17 protein-coding genes and 1 riboswitch are annotated in these 18,756 nt (G+C 63.0%); of the genes, 9 read left to right on the top strand and 8 right to left on the bottom strand.

Annotated features, from left to right (window positions below; genetic code table 11):
- Nucleotides 1-1,869: a molecular chaperone DnaK gene (gene dnaK / locus CVS27_RS00390; RefSeq protein ID WP_103463769.1), complete on the bottom strand. Its 1,869-nt coding sequence runs from the start codon at nt 1,867-1,869 to the stop codon at nt 1-3.
- A gap of 295 nt (nt 1,870-2,164) precedes the next feature.
- Between dnaK and CVS27_RS00385 the strand changes: the two genes are divergently transcribed.
- The 4 genes from CVS27_RS00385 to CVS27_RS00370 all read left to right on the top strand — a co-directional run bounded on the left by CVS27_RS00385 (nt 2,165) and on the right by CVS27_RS00370 (nt 6,767).
- Nucleotides 2,165-2,989: a methyltransferase domain-containing protein gene (locus CVS27_RS00385; protein ID WP_103463768.1), complete on the top strand. Its 825-nt coding sequence runs from the start codon at nt 2,165-2,167 to the stop codon at nt 2,987-2,989.
- Nucleotides 2,990-3,143: 154 nt separating this feature from the next.
- Nucleotides 3,144-3,764: a LysE family transporter gene (locus CVS27_RS00380; protein ID WP_103463767.1), complete on the top strand. Its 621-nt coding sequence runs from the start codon at nt 3,144-3,146 to the stop codon at nt 3,762-3,764.
- Nucleotides 3,765-3,823: 59 nt separating this feature from the next.
- Entirely contained in the window at nt 3,824-4,339 is a 516-nt protein-coding gene (locus CVS27_RS00375; RefSeq protein WP_103463766.1) for a low molecular weight protein-tyrosine-phosphatase, read from the top strand.
- Nucleotides 4,340-4,745: 406 nt separating this feature from the next.
- Entirely contained in the window at nt 4,746-6,767 is a 2,022-nt protein-coding gene (locus CVS27_RS00370; protein ID WP_243399997.1) for a chorismate-binding protein, read from the top strand.
- A gap of 116 nt (nt 6,768-6,883) precedes the next feature.
- Here the strand turns inward: CVS27_RS00370 and cls are convergent, their stop codons facing one another.
- Nucleotides 6,884-8,362 carry a cardiolipin synthase gene (gene cls / locus CVS27_RS00365; protein WP_103463765.1) on the bottom strand — a complete coding sequence of 493 codons (1,479 nt, stop codon included), beginning with the start codon at nt 8,360-8,362 and terminating at the stop codon, nt 6,884-6,886.
- A gap of 162 nt (nt 8,363-8,524) precedes the next feature.
- On the opposite strand from cls, the gene CVS27_RS00360 reads away from it, so the two are divergent.
- Both CVS27_RS00360 and CVS27_RS00355 read left to right on the top strand, forming a co-directional pair.
- On the top strand, nt 8,525-9,136 hold the full coding sequence (locus tag CVS27_RS00360; RefSeq protein ID WP_103463764.1) for an HdeD family acid-resistance protein: 612 nt from the start codon (nt 8,525-8,527) through the stop codon (nt 9,134-9,136).
- A gap of 10 nt (nt 9,137-9,146) precedes the next feature.
- Nucleotides 9,147-10,046: an aminodeoxychorismate lyase gene (locus tag CVS27_RS00355; protein WP_103463763.1), complete on the top strand. Its 900-nt coding sequence runs from the start codon at nt 9,147-9,149 to the stop codon at nt 10,044-10,046.
- Nucleotides 10,047-10,058: 12 nt separating this feature from the next.
- Here CVS27_RS00355 and CVS27_RS00350 read toward each other — a convergent pair whose 3' ends face one another.
- Entirely contained in the window at nt 10,059-10,706 is a 648-nt protein-coding gene (locus CVS27_RS00350) for a Pr6Pr family membrane protein (protein WP_133159017.1), read from the bottom strand.
- A gap of 113 nt (nt 10,707-10,819) precedes the next feature.
- A riboswitch (SAM riboswitch) is annotated at nt 10,820-10,940 on the top strand.
- Nucleotides 10,941-11,025: 85 nt separating this feature from the next.
- Between CVS27_RS00350 and CVS27_RS00345 the strand changes: the two genes are divergently transcribed.
- The 3 genes from CVS27_RS00345 to CVS27_RS00335 all read left to right on the top strand — a co-directional run bounded on the left by CVS27_RS00345 (nt 11,026) and on the right by CVS27_RS00335 (nt 12,972).
- A complete protein-coding gene (locus CVS27_RS00345; RefSeq protein ID WP_103463761.1) occupies nt 11,026-11,286 on the top strand; it encodes a DUF1737 domain-containing protein in 261 nt (86 codons plus the stop codon).
- A complete protein-coding gene (locus tag CVS27_RS00340) occupies nt 11,283-11,675 on the top strand; it encodes a rhodanese-like domain-containing protein (RefSeq protein ID WP_103463760.1) in 393 nt (130 codons plus the stop codon). The genes CVS27_RS00345 and CVS27_RS00340 overlap by 4 nt, the downstream gene beginning before the upstream one ends.
- Nucleotides 11,676-11,760: 85 nt before the next feature.
- On the top strand, nt 11,761-12,972 hold the full coding sequence (locus CVS27_RS00335) for an O-succinylhomoserine sulfhydrylase (protein ID WP_103463759.1): 1,212 nt from the start codon (nt 11,761-11,763) through the stop codon (nt 12,970-12,972).
- Here the strand turns inward: CVS27_RS00335 and CVS27_RS00330 are convergent.
- The 5 genes from CVS27_RS00330 to CVS27_RS00310 form a co-directional block, all read right to left on the bottom strand.
- On the bottom strand, nt 12,965-13,420 hold the full coding sequence (locus tag CVS27_RS00330; protein ID WP_103463758.1) for a hypothetical protein: 456 nt from the start codon (nt 13,418-13,420) through the stop codon (nt 12,965-12,967). The two genes, CVS27_RS00335 and CVS27_RS00330, sit on opposite strands and share 8 nt — an antisense overlap.
- Nucleotides 13,421-13,532: 112 nt before the next feature.
- Nucleotides 13,533-15,065, bottom strand: coding sequence for a UDP-N-acetylglucosamine 1-carboxyvinyltransferase (locus tag CVS27_RS00325; RefSeq protein WP_103463757.1), 1,533 nt, complete (start codon nt 15,063-15,065; stop codon nt 13,533-13,535).
- A gap of 253 nt (nt 15,066-15,318) precedes the next feature.
- Complete coding sequence (locus tag CVS27_RS00320) at nt 15,319-16,272, bottom strand: L-lactate dehydrogenase (RefSeq protein WP_103463756.1); 954 nt, start codon at nt 16,270-16,272, stop codon at nt 15,319-15,321.
- 133 nt (nt 16,273-16,405) lie between these two features.
- Entirely contained in the window at nt 16,406-17,203 is a 798-nt protein-coding gene (locus CVS27_RS00315) for an energy-coupling factor transporter transmembrane component T family protein (RefSeq protein ID WP_103463755.1), read from the bottom strand.
- Complete coding sequence (locus CVS27_RS00310) at nt 17,200-18,756, bottom strand: ABC transporter ATP-binding protein (protein ID WP_103463754.1); 1,557 nt, start codon at nt 18,754-18,756, stop codon at nt 17,200-17,202. Before CVS27_RS00310 ends, CVS27_RS00315 begins: the two co-directional genes overlap by 4 nt.

Here is an 18,756-nt window from a genome sequence, read left to right as displayed (position 1 = left end):
TTACTTCTTCTCGTCTGCGTCTTCGTCGATGATCTCGGCGTCAACGATGTCCTCGTCAGCGGCACCGTCCGATGCAGCACCTTCGGAAGCTCCGGCGTCGGCCGGTGCACCCTCAGCGGCGGAGGCAGCGTAGATAGCCTCGCCCAACTTGGACTGTGAAGCCTGCAGCTTCTCGAACGCAGCCTTCACAGCATCGTCGTCGTCGCCGGCCAGTGCCGTCTTCAACTCGGTGACATCAGCCTTGACCTCGGTCTTGACGTCCTCGGGCAGCTTGTCATCGTTGTCGGCCAAAACCTTGTCCACCGAGTAGTGCAGCTGCTCGGCGCTGTTGCGCAGATCTGCTGCCTCACGGCGGGCCTTGTCCTCGGAAGCGTGCTCTTCAGCATCGCGAACCATGCGCTCGATGTCTTCCTTGGAGAGCGAGGAACCACCGGTGATGGTCATGGACTGCTCAACACCTGTGCCCTTGTCCTTGGCGGAAACGTGCACAATGCCGTTGGCATCGATGTCGAAGGTGACCTCAACCTGCGGGACGCCGCGAGGAGCAGGCGCAATGCCTGTCAGCTCGAACGTGCCCAGCGGCTTGTTGTCGCGGGTGAACTGACGCTCGCCCTGGAAGACCTGGATGGCCACTGACGGCTGGTTGTCATCAGCGGTGGTGAAGGTCTCGCTACGCTTCGTGGGGATGGCCGTGTTGCGCTCGATCAGGTGCGTCATGACACCACCCTTGGTTTCAATGCCCAGGGACAGCGGGGTGACATCGATGAGCAGAACGTCCTTGCGCTCGCCCTTCAAAACGCCAGCCTGCAGTGCGGCACCAACGGCCACAACCTCATCCGGGTTGACGCCCTTGTTGGGCTCCTGACCGCCGGCGAGCTGCTTGACCAGTTCGGAGACGGCGGGCATGCGGGTGGATCCACCAACAAGAACGATGTGGTCAATGTCAGAAACCTTGATGCCGGCTTCCTTGATGACGTCGTTGAACGGCTTCTTGGTGCGGTCCAGCAGGTCAGCTGTGAGCTCCTGGAACTTGGCGCGGGTCAGCTGCTCGTCCAAGTGAACCGGGCCGTCGGGGGTGACGGAGAGGTACTGGAGTGAGACGCTGGTGCTGGAGGCCGAGGAGAGTTCCTTCTTGGCCTGCTCAGCAGCTTCCTTCAGGCGCTGCAGGGCGATTTTGTCCTTGGACAGGTCGATTCCCTTGACCTTGAGCTGGTTCAGCAGGTAGTCAACAACGCGCTGGTCCCAGTCGTCGCCGCCGAGGCGGTTGTCACCGGCGGTGGAGCGAACCTGGATGGTGGAGAAGTTGTCTTCATCCTTGCCAACTTCAAGCAGGGAAACGTCAAACGTTCCGCCACCGAGGTCGAATACCAGGATGAGCTCGTCTTCCTTGCCCTTTTCCAGGCCGTAAGCCAAGGCAGCAGCCGTGGGCTCGTTGACAATGCGCAGCACCTTCAAGCCGGCAATTTCGCCGGCTTCCTTCGTGGCCTGGCGCTCGGCGTCGTTGAAGTAGGCCGGGACGGTGATAACAGCGTCGGTAACCTTTTCACCCAAGTAGGATTCGGCGTCGTTCTTGAGCTTCATCAGGATGCGGGCGGAAATTTCCTGCGCCGTGTACTTCTTGCCGTCAATGTCGACGTTCCAGTCGGTGCCCATGTGGCGCTTGACGGAAGCAATGGTGCGGTCAATGTTGTTGACGGCCTGGCGCTTGGCGATTTCGCCAACCAGGACTTCGCCGCTCTTGGAGAAGGCAACTACTGAGGGGGTGGTGCGGCCGCCTTCGGCGTTGGCGATAACCGTGGGCTCGCCGCCTTCCAGGACGGATACAACAGAGTTGGTGGTTCCGAGGTCAATACCTACAGCACGTGACATAAGTGGTTCCTTTCATGAGCCGCTGCGTTAACAAGTCCGGCCACCGTGAGTGGTGAAAGGTTCGCCCAAGCAGCGGGTTTGAGCGTTCTGCACTCAACTTTACTCAGGCTCGTTTGGATGTCAAGCCAAGTTGAGCGTACTTGACTCAACTTTCACTTTGGGCGAACGGCACGACGCCGGATGGCCGGGTTTTGTGCCGCACGCCACCTCATGGGGCTGGCGCCTTGGGCGGCGCGGAACCCCACAATGTGGAAACCTCTGGCCGCAGCGGCGTTGCGGGCGTACGCTCCCCTGTATGAGTGAGCAATCCAGCAACGATCAGGGCGATGTTTACACCCACGGACACCATGAGAGCGTGCTGCGTTCCCATGCGTCACGGACAGCTGACAATTCCGCAGCATACTTAATACCGCACCTGAGCCATGGGCTCCGCGTGCTGGATGTGGGCTCGGGGCCCGGCACCATCACGGCCGATTTTGCCCTTTTGGTGGCTCCGGGCGAGGTACTTGGTCTCGATCGGGCCCCCGAAGTGGTTGCCGCTGCCACGGCGCTGGCCAGCGAACGGCACCTGCGCAATCTCAGCTTTGACACAGGCGATGTGTACAACCTCGATTTCCCGGACAACACCTTTGACGTGACGCACGCCCATCAGGTGTTGCAGCACCTGACAGACCCGGTGGAGGCGCTGAGGGAGATGCGCCGGGTGACAAAGCCCGGCGGCATTGTGGCTGTGCGCGACGCGGACTTCCACGGCATGTCCTGGTACCCGGAGCTTCCCGAACTCGATGAGTGGATGGCCCTGTATCAGCAGGTGGCCAGGCACAATCAGGCCCAACCGGACGCTGGCCGGCGGCTGCTGCACTGGGCTAAGGCTGCAGGCTTCACGGAGGTGACGCCGTCGAGCGCCAACTGGCTCTACGCAACGCCGGAGCAGCGCGCCTGGTTGGCAGGAGTCTGGGCGGACAGGGTGGTGGGTTCAGCCTTTGCCGAACAAGTTGTGGCCTACGGCTTTGGCGACTCCGCAACGTTGGCCCGGATCGCGGCCGGCTGGCGGGCCTGGGGCGCCGCGGAGGACGGCTGGTTTGTGATGCCCAACGGGGAAATCATCGCCCGGGCCTGACTGGGCTCAGCTCCCGATGAGCATGACCGCACTTTGTCCGCATGCAGGCCGTTGCGCAACCACCTGCAAGCGGACAAAGTACGGTCATGGGGGCCCGGCGTCTGCCACGTGGGCGGCGCAATGAAACGCGCGCCCGGCCACGTAAGCTTGGCGGGTGGAATTTTCTTTGTGGCTGGCCCTTGCCGGCGCCGGCGCCATGATCAGCCTGACTCCCGGCGCGGGCGCCATCAACACCATGTCCAACGCGCTGACCTCCGGCTTCCGGCGCTCCTTTTGGGGCATTTTGGGCCAGCAGCTGGCGCTGGTCATTCATGTGGTCATCGTGGCGGCAGGTGTGGGCATCCTGGTATCAAGCTCGCCGTTCCTGTTCATGATGATCCGCTATGTGGGCGCCGCCTATCTGGTCTATCTAGGTATCCGGAAGTTGCTGGCCAAGGCTGAAAAGACTGACGACGCCAACTCCCCCACCGTGGTGGAGTCCGGTTTCTCCATGTTCCGCCGCGGGCTGTGGGTGAACCTGCTTAATCCGAAGGCGATTGTTTTCTTCCTGGCGTTCATGCCCCAGTTCTTTCGGCCCAATGAACCATTGCTGCCGCAGTACGTGATCCTGACGGCAACCGTGGTGGTCATCGACATCATCGTCATGTGGTTCATCTTTGCCGCGGGCGCCAAACAGCTCAAGCACTTGACCACCAGCGAGCGCGGGCAGCTGATTCTTAACCGGATCTTTGGCATCTTGTTCATTGTTGTGGGCATCTTGTTGGCACTGGTGTAGGCCTCAGGCCCAACACCTTGGGTCCGCGCTGCGGCCTGCGGCGTCGATAGACTTATCCAATGACCAAGCCCTACCGGATCATCACCGTCTGCACCGGCAACATCTGCCGCTCACCCATGGCCGAATTCATATTGGCGAACGCCGCCAGGGATGCTGGACTCGATGTTGAGGTCGACTCGGCAGGCACCACGCAATGGGAGATCGGCAATCCCCTGGACTCCCGTGCCGCGGATGTGCTTAGCCGCCACGGCATCCCGACCACAGCCCACACTGCACGCCACTTCAACACCGCCTGGTTTGCTGAACGCGAGCTGATCCTGGCCCTGGACACCGACCACTTTGATGCGCTCCTGGCCCTTGCCCCCACCCCCGAGGCCGCCGCGAAGGTGCGCATGCTGCGCTCCTTCGACCCTGCCGTGGCCCATGTGGGCAGCCAGGCGCAAGGCATCTATGATCCCTGGTTCGGCGACGACCATGATTTTGAAGTCAGTTGGGCCTTGATTTCGGCAGCCGTCCCAGGCATCCTGGCCTACGTCACCGCCAACGGCGCAGCACGGGGCACAGACCGTGGCTAGTCCCCAGCCGCTCCCACCGCTCGCAAGCTCGCAGCGGGCCCCTCGCGACGGTGGGCCCACCCAGCCGCTCCCACCGCTCGCAAGCTCGCAGCGGGCCCCTCGCGACGGTGGGCCCACCCAGCCGCTCCCACCGCTCGCAAGCTCGCAGCGGGCCCCTCGCGACGGTGGGCCCACCCAGCCGCTCCCACCGCTCGCAAGCTCGCAGCGGGCCCCTCGCGACGGTGGGCCCACCCAGCCGCTCCCACCGCTCGCAAGCTCGCAGCGGGCCCCTCGCGACGGTGGGCCCACCCAGCCGCTCCCACCGCTCGCAAGCTCGCAGCGGGCCCCTCGCGACAGTGGGCCCACGCAACGGCCCGTCATCATCGCCGTCGACGGCCGCTCCGGTGCCGGAAAGACCACTGTTGCGGTGGAATTGGCGGCCATGCTGCGCCGTCACCGCACGGTCTCCCTGTTTCATCTGGAAGATATTTACCCCGGCTGGGATGGCCTGGTCGGCGGGGTTGAACGCTACATTGACCAGGTGCTGGCCCCCCTGAGCCAGGGCTCCCCGGCCACGTGGACGGCATGGGATTGGGAAGCCAAGAATAGCGGCGCTACCCGCACCACCGAGCTTGCCCACGTGGTGCTTGTGGAGGGTGTGGGATCTTCACTGGGCCGGGCCGGGAAATTCCTGGATGCCGTGATTTGGGTGGATGCTCCCAGCCATGTCCGCAAGCAGCGGGCCCTGGCCCGTGACGGCGAGACGTACGCACCTTTTTGGGATAGTTGGGCCGCCCAGGAGGAACTCCTACTCAGCGATTCTGGCAGCGCTGCGAGGGCCGACGTGGTGGTGGACGGCACCCACGGCGTGGCCCGCGCCCCGGAATTTGTCCTTGACGCACTGACCCAGTTGCCTGCCTTGGAACATGTCCTGAGCCCGGAACTGGCACGCCGCCGGGGCTTGGATTTTTCGGCCGTGCGCATCGATGCGCTGCCGACCGGCGCAGATCTGTTCCAGGCCCTGTACGGGAGTTCCACCAACGCCGTCTGGCTGGACAGCTCCATCGCGGAAAGCGGTGGCATTTCGGCAGCGCAACCCAACCGGGCCCGGTTTTCCATCATGGCCGATGACTCCGGCTGTTTTGGCCAGCTGGCCCGCTACCACCAGGGCCTGACAACAGTTAGCTGCGGGCAGGTGACCACCCGCATTCGCGGCACCTTCTTCCACTGGCTGGACTCCGTCTGGGGCCGCAAGGCAGTCCGCGCACCCCAGCACTACCCCGGCGATTTCACCCTGGGGTGGCTGGGCTATTTGGGTTACGAGCTCAAGGCCGAAACAGGCGGAACGGACACGACACCGCGGGCCGGAAACGCCGCAGACCTGCCCACTGCCGCATTGCTGTTTGCCGGCCGGGCAGTGGTGCTTGACCATGAAGAAAAGTGCCTCTACGTTTTGACCCTGACGGCAGCCCACCACCCAGCGTCCACCGAGGAAGCCGCCAACTACGTGGCATTGGTTCGCCATGCGGTGCGGACCACCGCTCCCTCCCCACAGCATGGGACCGCCGGGGTAGCACCCACTCCCACCACCGCGCCCCGCTTCGTGGCCCGTGACGGCGAGCGCCGCTACAAGGACATGATCGCCGCGGCCAAGGCGCAAATCCACGACGGCAATTCCTACGAGGTTTGCCTGACCACGCAATTGACAGCGCACACGCCCGAGAAAGTGGATGCCTGGGCGGCCTACACGGCCCTGCGCACGCGCAGCCCAGCCCCCTTTGCGGCGTTCATGCGTTTGGACTCGATCAGCGTTTGCAGCACCTCACCGGAACGCTTCTTGCGTTTTGACGCCGCCGGACTGATGCGCGCCGAACCCATCAAGGGCACGCGGCGCCGCGACCTGGACCCTGCCGTGGATGCTGCCCTCAAGGCGGATTTGGCCACCTCCCTCAAGGACAGGGCGGAGAACGTGATGATTGTTGACCTGTTACGCAACGATCTCTCCCGCTTTGCCCTGCCGCACACCTTGATGGTGCCGCGCCTGTGCGCCATTGAAAGTTACGCCACGGTGCATCAAATGGTCAGCACCATTGAGGCGCAGCTGATCCCGGGCAGTTCGCGTGCTGCTGCCGTGGCCGCCGCCTTCCCGGCCGGGTCCATGACGGGTGCGCCAAAAATCAGCACCATGGCCATTCTCGACTCGCTTGAGGCCGGGCCGCGTGGCATTTACTCCGGCGCGTTGGGCTACTTCTCCCTCAATGCCGCCATGGACCTCTCAGTGGTGATCCGCACGCTGGTCCTCACAGATACGCACGACGGCGGCACGCACTTTACGCTGGGGGTCGGCGGCGCCATCACGGCCGACTCAGACGACGAGGCCGAATGGCAGGAGATCCAAGCCAAAGCCTTCGGCGTCCTGTCCACCCTGGGCTCAGAGTTCCCGGCGTAACCGGCGACGGCCCGCCATTTTTCCGGCGACTATCCGACTCCTCGGCCGCGGGCGGCCTGCGGGTCTCCTCTACGTCGCCTACAAAAAATGCCGGCTCCGCCGCCGCGTAAGACGCGTTACTGGAGGGTGGCGGTCAGGCGTGCCACGTTGTCCACGTAGCGGGCCAGGACGGGCCGGTTGACCCATTCCTCCAAGTTCAGCTCACGCGAGATGGCCCGGTAGTGGTCTTCCACGGTGTGCATCTGCTGGACCACCTCGCGGTCAATCATCATGACGGTGACTTCAAGGTTGAGGGAGAAGCTGCGCATGTCCATGTTGGAGGAGCCAATGACGGCAACGTCGGAGTCCACGGTGAAGTGCTTGGCGTGCAACACCAGCGGCTTGGGGTACAGGTAGATCCGCACGCCAGCCTTCAGCAGCGCCTCATAGTAGGAGCGTTGGGCGTGGTGAACCAGGAACTGGTCGCCCTGCTCGGAGACAAACAGTTCCACCAGCACCCCGCGCTGGGCGGCCGTGGTGATGGCGTAGAGCAGTGAATCGTCGGGCACAAAGTAGGGGCTGGAAATGGTGATGCAGTCCTTGGCCGAGTACAGCAGGGTGTTGAACAGGCGCAAGTTGTTCTCGGTGACGAACCCCGGACCACTGGGCACCACCTGACACAGAGAACCGCCGGAAAAGGATTCCCAATGGTGGGTGGCCAGCTGCGACTCAAGATTTTCCTCGGTCTCGGATGACCAGTCGGTGGCGAACATGATGTTCAGGGTGCCCACGATGGGTCCCTCCAGACGGGACATGAGCTCCACCCACTTGCGTCCAATCTTGTGGTTTTTCTTGTTCCGGTAGGACGGCTCAATAACGTTTTGGGAGCCGGTGAAGCCAACGCGCCCATCCACCACAAGAATCTTTCGGTGGTTGCGCAGATCCGGTCGGCGCCATTGGCCCTTGACGGGCAGGAGCGGCAGCATGCGCCGCCACTGGATCGAGCTGGCCTTGAGGCGCTTAATCATGTCCCCGTAGCCGGGCACCCGCAAGGAGCCAATATGGTCAAAGAGCACGCGGACACGCACACCACGCTCCGCCGCCGCCTCGAGCTCCCTAAAGAGCCTGTCGGTGCAGTCATCCGAGCTCATGATGTAAAACTCTGCGTTAACGTAGTCCGTGGCCCGGCTGACCTCATCAGCCATGGCATCCAGAGACTCCTGGTACCCCTCAATCAGCTCAACGGAGTTGCCCCCCAACACCGGGAAATAACCCAAGTTGCGGTTCAGTTCCATGGCGGATTTCACCCACGCAGGGCCCTCATATTCGGGAACCTGGGCCGCAATGTCCGCGGTTCCTTCCAGAATCCGCAGGTTGACGGCGTCCTGGGTCTCTCGCCGGCGTCGTGAGAGCCTGAAGTTGCCGAACATGAGGAACAGGATCAAGCCAATATAGGGCAGGAAGAAAATACATAGCAGCCATGCCATGGCAGTTGTGGGGCGCCGGTTGCCGGGAATAACGCCAAGCACCACAATACGGATGGCCAAATCCACCAACAAAAGCAGCGCGGAAACCCAAGGACTCACTGCTGGCAGACTAAACGCCGTCCAGATCATGCGGGCCTCCCAGATTTCGTAAGCTCGTTCCTAAGCCAAGTGACAATAGCCTAACGGTAGTTCGTGTCTGGGCAGTTCCTGACCCGTTGGGTAACCTGCTGAGGCTATGCTGGGCGTAATTTTCCATCCGCGTTTTGAAACTTTGCAGAAAGAAGTTCAACTATGAGCAACTCCAGCCAGCCTGAAGTCTCCGTCGACATTTTTGCCCTCGACCCACTCAAACTAACGCAACAAGCCGTCAAAGGCCTGCGCATGGCCTTTGCCATCAGCGGCGCTGTGGCATTGATCCTGGGCATTGTCCTGCTGTTCTGGCCCACTAAAACCCTGGCCGTTATTGCCATCTTCCTGGGTATCAACTTCCTCATTGCCGGCGGCGTGAGGGTGGCGTTGGGTATTTTCAGCCACGGCCTCTCCACCGGCTTGCGCATCCTGGATGTGGTTCTGGGCCTGCTAGTTCTGGTTGCAGGCGTCATTATCCTGCGCAATTCAGCGGCCAGCGGCGAAGCTCTCCTGCTGTTCACGGTCATCTTCATGGGCATCGGCTGGATCATTGAAGGCATTGTGGCCATCGCCGAAGCCGGCAGGGGATCCACCCGCACCTGGGCCATTGTCTTTGGTATTCTGAGCGTTCTTGCGGGCATTGTGGTGCTGGTTGTTCCGGTCTGGACCGCGCAGTGGCTGCTGCTCATGAGCGCCATCATGCTGATCATCCTGGGCATTGTTGGCCTGGTCCGCGCATTCACCTTTGGCAAGGCGATCCTGCAGGCCAGCTAAGCTCTACTGCATGACAGTTTTGGTATTTCTGGATCCCGTTCACCCCGCTGGCCGGCTGGCCGACGCCTCATCCCCCACCATTTTGGCTACGGATCAAGGCGTGACGCGGGGGGACGGGATTTTTGAATCCCTGCTCGCCATCAATGGTGTCCCCCGCAAAGTCCAGGCCCACCTTGACCGGCTGGCGGGTTCGGCACTGACCATGGATCTGGGGATTCCGGCGGCGGAGGTTTGGCTGGCAGCCATTACGACGGCGCTCACGGCTTACGCCGGCGGCTCGGCTGCCGAGGGGCAGGCAGTGGTGAAGTTGATTGCCACCCGCGGCCCCGAAGGCGGCAACACCCCCACCGCCTGGGTGCAGGTCTCAGCCGTCTCACTGGCCTTGGCCAAGCAGCGCGACGCCGGACTGTCGGTGATCTTGTTGGAGCGCGGCTATGACAGCGACATTGCCGCGCGGGCGCCGTGGCTGCTTTTAGGCGCGAAAACCCTTTCCTACGCGGTGAACATGGCCGCCCTGCGCCACGCCCACAGCCAGGGGGCCGATGACGTGATCTTCACCAGTGGTGACCAGCTGGTACTGGAGGGACCCACGTCGTCAGTTCTGTTGGCACACATCTCGGATGATTCAGGTGTCCCGGTGAAGCGGCTCATCACACCCCATCTGGATACCGGAATTTTGCCCGGCACCACTCAGGGAGCGCTCTTTGCAGCGGCCAAGGAGGCTGGTTGGGAACTGGGCTACGGCCCAGTCACCCCGGCGGACTTGCTGGACGCTGACGCCGTCTGGCTCATTTCCAGCTTGCGGCTGCTGGCCCCCGTGAACACCATTGACGGTGTGGAGATCGGCACGGCGGCCAACCGGGCGCAGCTCAGCGCCGAACTCAGCGCACTGTTGGCCACAACGCTGTAGGAGACTATGCGGTTAGGCGGCTACGCTGTCTGACTCCCACTGAACAGGCACCAGTGGACGGAACTTGTTGGCCAACAGGATCAACACAATAGTCGTCGCAATGAACGCCACGGCAATGAACAGGCAGGTGATGGCCACGGCGCCGTAGCCGCCGTTGGCCGGATTCAGGAACGGGTAGGCATACCAGCCGGTGATGGCACCGCGGACCAGCGAGTAGGCCAAATAGGCCAAGGGGAAAAACACGGCGATCCAGAGGCTGCGCAGCGAAAGGGGCTTGCGGGGGGACTGGATGAGCCAGTCTGCCACCACTACCACCGGCATAACGTAGTGCAGCCAGGTGTTGATCCACGGGAGCAGCGAGCCAAGGTCCACATCACGCAACAACGCGCTGAACACCATACCCACCAGCGCCATGGCAACCACTGAAACGCAGCGCAAAACCTGCCACAGCGGCCCCAGCTCCTTGCCACGCCACGTCAGCACCGACTCCACCAACAGCACCACCGCAGCAAAAATGTTGCCAAGATTGGTGAAGTAGCTGAAGAAGTTCAGCACTGGGAAGCCATTGCTGATGTGAATACCCAGTTGGGTTCCCACGGCAATAAGCGTTACGGCACCGAACAGGAAGCGGACTGCGGCAAAGGCGCGGGTCAAGGTCATGCGTTTATCTTGCCACTTGGCGGGGTTGCCGTGTTGCAACGCGCCCGTCATGTTGAGCCACACTGACACATTCTTGGGCCCGCTGCACGGCTCATGTGCTATTTTTTCAAGTAAGTAATGAGTGCCAGCGTCAAGCCCTGACTCGCTGGCCGGCAACCCTCTTTCCGGCGGGGTGCCTCAGGTGAATACTTGGCAAACCCAGCTACCCAAGCCACAGGTTTGCAAGCGTGAACGTCTTATTGCGTGCTTATCAGCCAACCCTCGTTAAGCGCAGTCTCCCGCTTGCAGATTTAGCGCTTTCTTGCAATGAGGAGAACACATGTCCGCGGACGAATCCCCCCTGGCCTACCGGCTCATCACCGGCCCCGATGACAAGTCTTTTTGTGAGCGCATTTCAGAAGCTCTGGCCGAAGGCTACGTGCTCCACGGAGGACCGGCCGTAACCTTCAACGGGACCAGCGTCATCTGTGCCCAAGCATTGATCCTCCCACAGGCCATTGCCGCCAGTGACGCAGCAGTTGCCACGGCCGTGGATGAGCTCGATGCTGAGCTGGAGTTCGACGGCGAGGGCATCGCATGAGCTACGCAGGAGACCTTGCCCCGGCCACGGCTTGGGAACACCTGGCAGCAGGCGCGGCACTCCTTGATGTGCGCACCGAGGGAGAATGGGCGCACATTGGCGTTCCAGACACCTCGGCACTGAACACTGAGCCTGTCTTCATCCAATGGAACCTGGCCAGCGGACACAGCAACCCTGACTTTCTGGCGCAGCTATTGGCGGCAGTGCCCACGGAAAAGCCGCTGGTGGTGTTGTGCCGCTCCGGCGCCCGTTCCATCGCCGCGGCCCACGCCGCCACGGCTGCCGGGTACACGGCCTATAACGTCCTGGAGGGCTTTGAGGGTGAGCCGGACAGCTACGGCGAGCGGGTCATCAACGGCTGGAAGAACCGCAGCCTGCCCTGGCGCTAGCAACGCAGCGCCCCGCGCCGCCGCCGTAAGTCAGTCAGTCAGTCAGTCAGTCAGGACCGCACCACCAGCGAAATAGGGTAAGTCATTGAGTAACTTTAACGAGCACGCCGCCACCTGGGCGCAGGACACCCAGGCCGTGCGCGGCGGGCTTGACCGCAGCAATTTCTCCGAAACCTCCGAGGCCTTGTTCCTGAATTCAGGGTTCGTGTACGAATCGGCTGAGGCCGCCGAACAGGCCTTCACCGGCGAGGCGGACCGGTTCGTGTACTCCCGCTACGGCAACCCGTCCGTGGCAACCTTCCAGGAACGCCTGCGCCTGCTCGAGGGCAAGGAGGCCTGCTTTGCCACGGCCTCGGGCATGTCCGCCGTTTTCACTGCCTTGGGTGCCTTGCTGGCGGCCGGGGACAGGGTGGTTGCCTCACGATCACTCTTTGGCTCCTGCTTTGTCATCTTGAACGAGTTGCTGCCGCGGTGGGGCGTGGAAACGGTGTTCGTGGACGGACCGGATCTGGATCAGTGGCGCGAGGCCCTTTCGGTGCCGACCACTGCCGTGTTCTTTGAGTCCCCGTCGAACCCCATGCAGGAAATCATTGACATACAGGCGGTGTGCGACCTGGCCCATGCCGCGGGCGCGCAGGTGGTGGCCGACAACGTGTTTGCCACCCCCCTGCTGCAGCGATGTGGCGATTTTGGTGCGGACATCATTGTGTACTCCGGCACCAAGCACATTGACGGTCAGGGGCGTGTTCTGGGCGGCGCCATCCTGGGCAGCAAGGAGTTCATTGACGGTCCCGTCAAGAACTTGATGCGGCACACGGGCCCCGCCTTGTCGGCGTTCAACGCGTGGGTCCTGACCAAGGGCTTGGAAACCATGAACCTGCGCGTCACGCATTCGTGCAACAACGCCCTGGCCCTGGGCGAGTTCCTTGAGGCCCAGCCACAAGTTAGTCTCGTGCTGTACCCGCATCTGCCGTCCCACCCACAGTACGAGCTGGCTAAGAAGCAGATGAAGGCCGGCGGCACGGTGCTGACGTTTGAACTGGCGCAGCCGGGCACCGGAACCACCAAGGATGCAGCGTTTGCCCTGCTCAATGCCCTGCAAATCATTGACATTTCCAATAATTTGGGCGACGCCAAATCCCTGATCACCCACCCTGCCACAACAACCCACCGCGCCATGGGCGCGGAGGCCCGTGCGGCCATTGGCCTGCGCAACGGCTTCCTGCGCTTGTCAGTGGGTCTGGAGGATGTGGAAGACTTGAAGGCTGATCTGGCGCAGGCGTTGTCCGCTATTTAGCGAGCTTGCGCGCCCATGCGGAGAAGCTGGCCACGTCGGATCCGGACATGACGGCGGCCGGCGGTTCGCTCACGGGGACAACCATCAGCGCCAGCGCGTCCGCGGGAAATACTGCCATCCATTTTCCGGCCTCGGAGGCCCTACCGGCCGTCGCCGCAGCATCAACCCCCACCGCGTTGCACAGGAAGACATCCGGGCTGGCCCCCATCGGATCGACCATGCTGATCCGCCCGTCGAGCAGTTCGAGGATTTCCGCGTGAAGCATGGTCACGGTGAGGTCGCTCGTGGTCAGCTGCACGCAGTGCATCAGCTTGGTGCCTTTGCGCCCGCGCGGCAGGTCCACATCGGTGGCCGTCAACCCAGCACCCTGCCACGGGATTCCGCCGTCCCGCGGGATGGCGGCGGGCGGAAGGGGTGCTGCGGCATCGCGTTTAGTCCAAGGAAACATGTTGCTGAGCCTAGCGGAACCACCGTCGTGCGTTAAAAAAAATTGTGGCCGCGCCCGTCTCCCGTTTTCGCGCCCGTTCGGACGGGCGCGGCGGCCCGAAAGTCCGGCGTTTCTAGTCTTGGAAGTACTCGATCTCCGCGCCAATGGTGTTGAGGCGTTCGGCCAGGTCCTCGTAGCCGCGCTCAATCACGTAAATGTTGCGCAGCTCGGAGGTGCCCTTGGCGGCGAGCATTGCCAGGAGGATGCAGGCGGCCGGGCGCAGTGCCGGGGGGCAGCCAATTTCCGCTGCACGCCAGGCCGTGGGGCCGGTGATGTCGATTCGGTGCGGGTCCAGCAGGCGAACGCCGGCACCGAGGCGGTTGAGTTCCGTCAGGTAGATGGCCCGGCCCTCATACACCCAGTCGTGGATGAGCGTGGTGCCCTCCGCGCAGGAGGCAATCACGGCGAAGAACGGCAAGTTGTCAATGTTCAGGCCCGGGAAGGGCATGGGGTGGATCTTGTCCGGCGCCGCCTTCAACTCGGACGGCAGCGTGGTGATGTCCACCAGGCGGGTCTTGCCGTTGCGGGCCACGTACTCGGCGGACTTGAGGTACTTGAAGCCCATTTGCTCCAACACCTTCAGTTCAATTTCCATGAACTCAATGGGAACCCGTGTCACGGTGACTTCAGACTTGGTGACGATGCCGGCCGTAATCAGGCTCATGGCCTCGATGGGGTCCTCAGACGGCGCGTATTCAATATCCACGTCAATGCGGGACTTGCCGGTGATGGTCAGTGTTGTTGAGCCAACACCTTCCACCGTGACGCCCAGGCCCTGCAGGTAGAAGCAAAGGTCCTGCACCATGTAGTTGGGGCTGGCGTTGCGAATGATTGTTTTGCCTTCGCGGTGCGCGGCGGCCATAATGGCGTTTTCGGTGACCGTGTCGCCACGTTCCGTCAGCACAAATGTCCTGTCCAGGGCATCACTCACAGGGGCGTGGACCTGGTAGAAACCGTCATGGGCTATGACTGTGAGGCCAAATTCGCGCAGTGCCTGCATGTGCGGTTCCACTGTGCGTGTGCCCAGGTCGCAGCCGCCGGCGTAGGGAATCCGGTAGGATTCCTGCTCATCAAGGAGGGGGCCCAGCAACATGATGACGCTGCGGGTGCGTTTGGCTGCAGCGATGTCCATGGAGGCAAGGTCCAACACGGCGGGCCGGCGAATCTGGAGGTCGTTGTCTTCCATCCAGGTGCACTCAACACCAATGGATGTCAACAGTTCAACAATGCGGTTGACCTCTTCAATGCGGGCCAGGCGACGCAAGGTGGTGGTGCCGCGGTTCAGCAAGCTGGCGCAGAGCAGGGCAACGCCGGCGTTCTTGCTGGTGTTGACCTGGACGCTTCCGGAAAGTTGGCGCTCCCCGTGCACACGCAGGTGCGTGACAGCGTTCTTGGTGGTGGCTCCCACGCTGAAGAGGTTGGCCTCCAACAGTGCTTCCATCCGCTGGATCATCCGCAGACTCAGGTTTTGTTTGCCTTGTTCCATCCTGGCGACAGCACTTTGGCTGGTGCCCAACTGGGACGCCAATTCACCTTGGGTCCAGCCTTTTTCGGTGCGGGCATCGCGCACCAATACGCCAACTGTTGCTGCAGCCATTTGAGTCATAACAACTTTTATATCACAGGATGCATATTTTACTTGACATTTGTGACCCAATGGGCAGTTTGTGCGAAAAACGGTCAAAATTAACCGTTACATGCGATAATCCTTAAGTGAGCGCGGCCGCGGAAGTCGGCGTCACACTCAACGGTACCCCGACCTCGGCCGCACGTACCAAAACACCCAGCAACTTTGAGCCAATCGGCTAGCCCCGCTCGGCCTCGGTGGCACCTTTCGCGGGACCCAGATGAACTCCGCCCTAGCTGAACAAGGCGATGGAAGCGGCCAGGGTCTCGGCCGAGTGCTGGAGCTGGGCTTCCTCCCTATGGTCCATGTGCGTGTCGAGCACACGCTGCACGCCGCCAGCGCCAACGATCGACGGCACACTCAGGGCCACGCCGTCGATCCCCCGGTAGCCGTGCAGCACGCTCGAGACGGGAAGGATGCTCCGCTCGTCCTGCAAAACGGCCTCGACAATGCGGGCACCCGAGAGCCCGATCGCATAGTTCGTGGCACCCTTGCCGGCGATGACCTTGTAGGCGGCATGGACCACGTCGTGGGTGAGTGATTCGAGCCGTTCACGGGGAAACAGCAGGGACCCGGAGGAGTCGGTCCATTCCGGTAGCGGGGTCTGGCCGATGGTCGCGGTGGACCACAAGGGGAATTCCGTGTCGCCGTGCTCGCCGACGATCAGCGCATGCACGCTTTGCGGCGCCACCTGCGCAGCCTCTGCCACGAGCCAGCGCAGCCGGGCGGAATCAAGCACTGTGCCCGTGCTGAAGATGCGCCCGTGCGGCAGATCCGTGATGCGCTCGGCTACTGCCGTGAGCACATCGCACGGGTTCGTCACCAGGATGAACACGGCATTGGGTGCCAGGGCCACCAGTTGCGGCAGCATCTTCTCCAGGATTGCCACGTTGACGCCCGCCAGCTCAAGCCGGGTCTGGCCAGGCTCCTGCTTGGCCCCGGCCGTGATGACCACGACGTCGGAATCGGCCACCAGCTCAATGTCACTTCCGCCCGTGATGCGCGGGGCACCCACAAAGGGGGTGCCGTGGGCTAGGTCAAGGACTTCGGCCTCCACCTTGGCCGTGGCGATGTCATACAAGACAACCTCGCGTGCGGAACCTCGAATGAGGGCGGCATAGGCCAGCGACGTGCCGACGCTGCCGGCGCCGACAATGGTGAGCTTGGTGCTGCGTGCGATCGTCATGCCCCCAGTATCCCAGCCACCCAGACGCTTCCACAGTATGTGTCCGGCTGTTTCCTGGCGGCGATCACACCGGCAAAGGAAAGGCCCGCCCTGCACGCCTCAAGGCGCCAAGGGCGGGCCGGTTGCTGTCTCGCTAGCCAAACACGGGATTCCAGCTGCCCAGCAGCACGGCTGCGCTCACCGATACGGCTGCGATCACCAGCCCCCCAGCGACAACCCACAGGTCATGACGGGCGAACGATGATTCACGGGCCCAGGTGCGCGGACCTGCCCCGAAACCCTTGGCCTCCATGGTGACAGCCAGCCGTGACGCCCGGCGCACGGCCTGCACCAGCAACGCCATGGCCTGACCCAGCTGGGCCTTGACGCCACGGAACAGCCCGGGCTCACCGCCCACCCCGCGGGCACGGCGCGCCATGCCGAGAGTTTGCCATTCCGCGACCAACAAACCCACCAGCCGCATGGCCGCCAGCGCCCCAAGGACAAAACGGTGCGGCAGCCTGAGTTTTTGCGCCAACGCGTCGGCCAGATCCGTGGGATCGGTGGAAGCCAGCACAATGATTCCCGGCAAGGCGATGGCCAAACCACGCAGGGCAATGGCCACCCCGGCTTCCAGCGACCCGCTGGTAAAGGTCACGGGCCCCCACTCCAACAAAAGCTCACCGGTTTTGGGCGCCAGCAGGGCCGTCCCGTAGCCGCCCACCACTGCTGCCACCAGAATGGGCCAGCCGCGCAGCAACAGCATGCGCGCGCTCAGTCCAGCCAACGGCAGGAGCATGCATTCAAGCACCAGGGCAACGGTTGCCGAGACCCAGTCAACGCTGACCAGCAGAACCACTGTGAGCGCCATGCCGGCGCCCAGCTTCGCCAGCGGGTTGGCACGGGCCAACCACGCCGTGGAGCGGGGCGTGGCGATGATGTCGACGCTCATCGCTGCACCACCGACTCCGCTGAAAGCAGGGAGGCCGCACCTTGCGGCATCTGTTCGGGGGCGCCCAGCACCAGCTGTTCTCCACCCAGCACAGCACCAAAGGCTGCATCGTGTGTCACGGAAATCACGGCTGTCCCCGCATCCAGCAGCTCAGTCAGCAGGGATGCCAGCTCGGCCCAGGTGTTGGCGTCTTGGCCAAAAGTTGGCTCGTCCAAGATCAGCACCTGCGGGCTGGCCGCCAACACTGTGGCCACGGACAGGCGCCGCTTTTCCCCGCCGGAGAGCGTGAAAGGGTTGGCATCGGCCAAATGGTCCAGCCGCAACCGCGTCAGCAGCCCATCCACCGAATCTCCGCCGCGCCCCAAGAGTTTCGGTGCAAACAACAGCTCCGCACGGACACTGCCGGTAACAAATTGGTGCTCAGGTTCCTGAAACACCGTTCCGATCCGGCTGATCAGCTGGCGCCCGCGCCACTTCAACGGAGCAGTTCCGGCCCCGCGGGCCAGCTGCTCCGTTGCCAGCAACTGCCCGCCTGCTGGCGCCAGCAAGCCCGCCAGGGTCAGTGCCAGTGTTGATTTTCCTGCCCCGTTGGGGCCCGTCACGCTCAGCGCCTGCCCGGCGCTGACCCGCACGGAAGGAACCACAGCGATTGGAACGCCCGGGTGCCTGCGCCGTCCCTTGGTGCGGGAGACGCCAAGACCGCACGCCTCAAGCAGGAGCAGCTCCCCGGCGTCGTGCGTGGATGAGGCTTCCCTGGGCCGGACCGCCGGCACGTAGCCCGGCACCCAAATCCCGGCCGCCGTCAGCAGTTCCCGGCTTTGCGCCAAGACGGCGGCCGGCGGGCCGTCAAACAACACCCCGCCTGGCTCGCCCAGCGCGGCTGGCGCCAGGACAATGATCCTGTCCACGACCTCAAGCCACACGGAAACCCGGTGCTCAACCACCACAAGGGTTGCCCCGGATTCATCCAGGCTGCGGCGCACGGCATCGCGCACCTCCACCACACCGGCAGGATCCAGATTGGCCGTGGGCTCATCCAACAACAACAGGCCGGGGCGCATGGCCAGCATGCCAGCGAGCCCCAGCCGCTGTTTTTGCCCGCCAGACAGGGCCGAGCTTGGATGATCCAGGGGCAGCTTCAACCCCACGGACTCCAACGAAGCGCTCACGCGGCGCCAGATCTCATCCCGGGGGACGGCCATGTTTTCTGCACCAAAGGCAACGTCGTCACCAATGCGCGAGAGCACCACCTGAGCGTCGGGGTCTTGCTGCATGAGCCCTGCCCGGCCGCGTGATTCCGCCACTGGATAGCCGTCGATGAGCAGTTCACCGGCCTCATTGGCGTCCTCATCGTCCCCCAGCACCCCAGCAAGGGCGTGCAAGAGTGTCGACTTGCCAGCACCCGAGGGACCCAGCAACAAGACCCGCTCCCCGGGGGCAATCTCCAGATCCAGGTCATGTACGGCCTTGTTGGTGCGGCCCGAATGCTGCCAACCCCAGCCCTTTGCACTGATCCGCGCCGGAGTTGTCCCCCGGTGCGCCCAGGAGCCCAC

Origin of the sequence: Arthrobacter glacialis, from assembly GCF_002909445.1 — a bacterium.
Classification (GTDB): Bacteria; Actinomycetota; Actinomycetes; order Actinomycetales; family Micrococcaceae; genus Specibacter; species Specibacter glacialis.
This window is presented reverse-complemented; position numbering and strand designations above follow the sequence as displayed.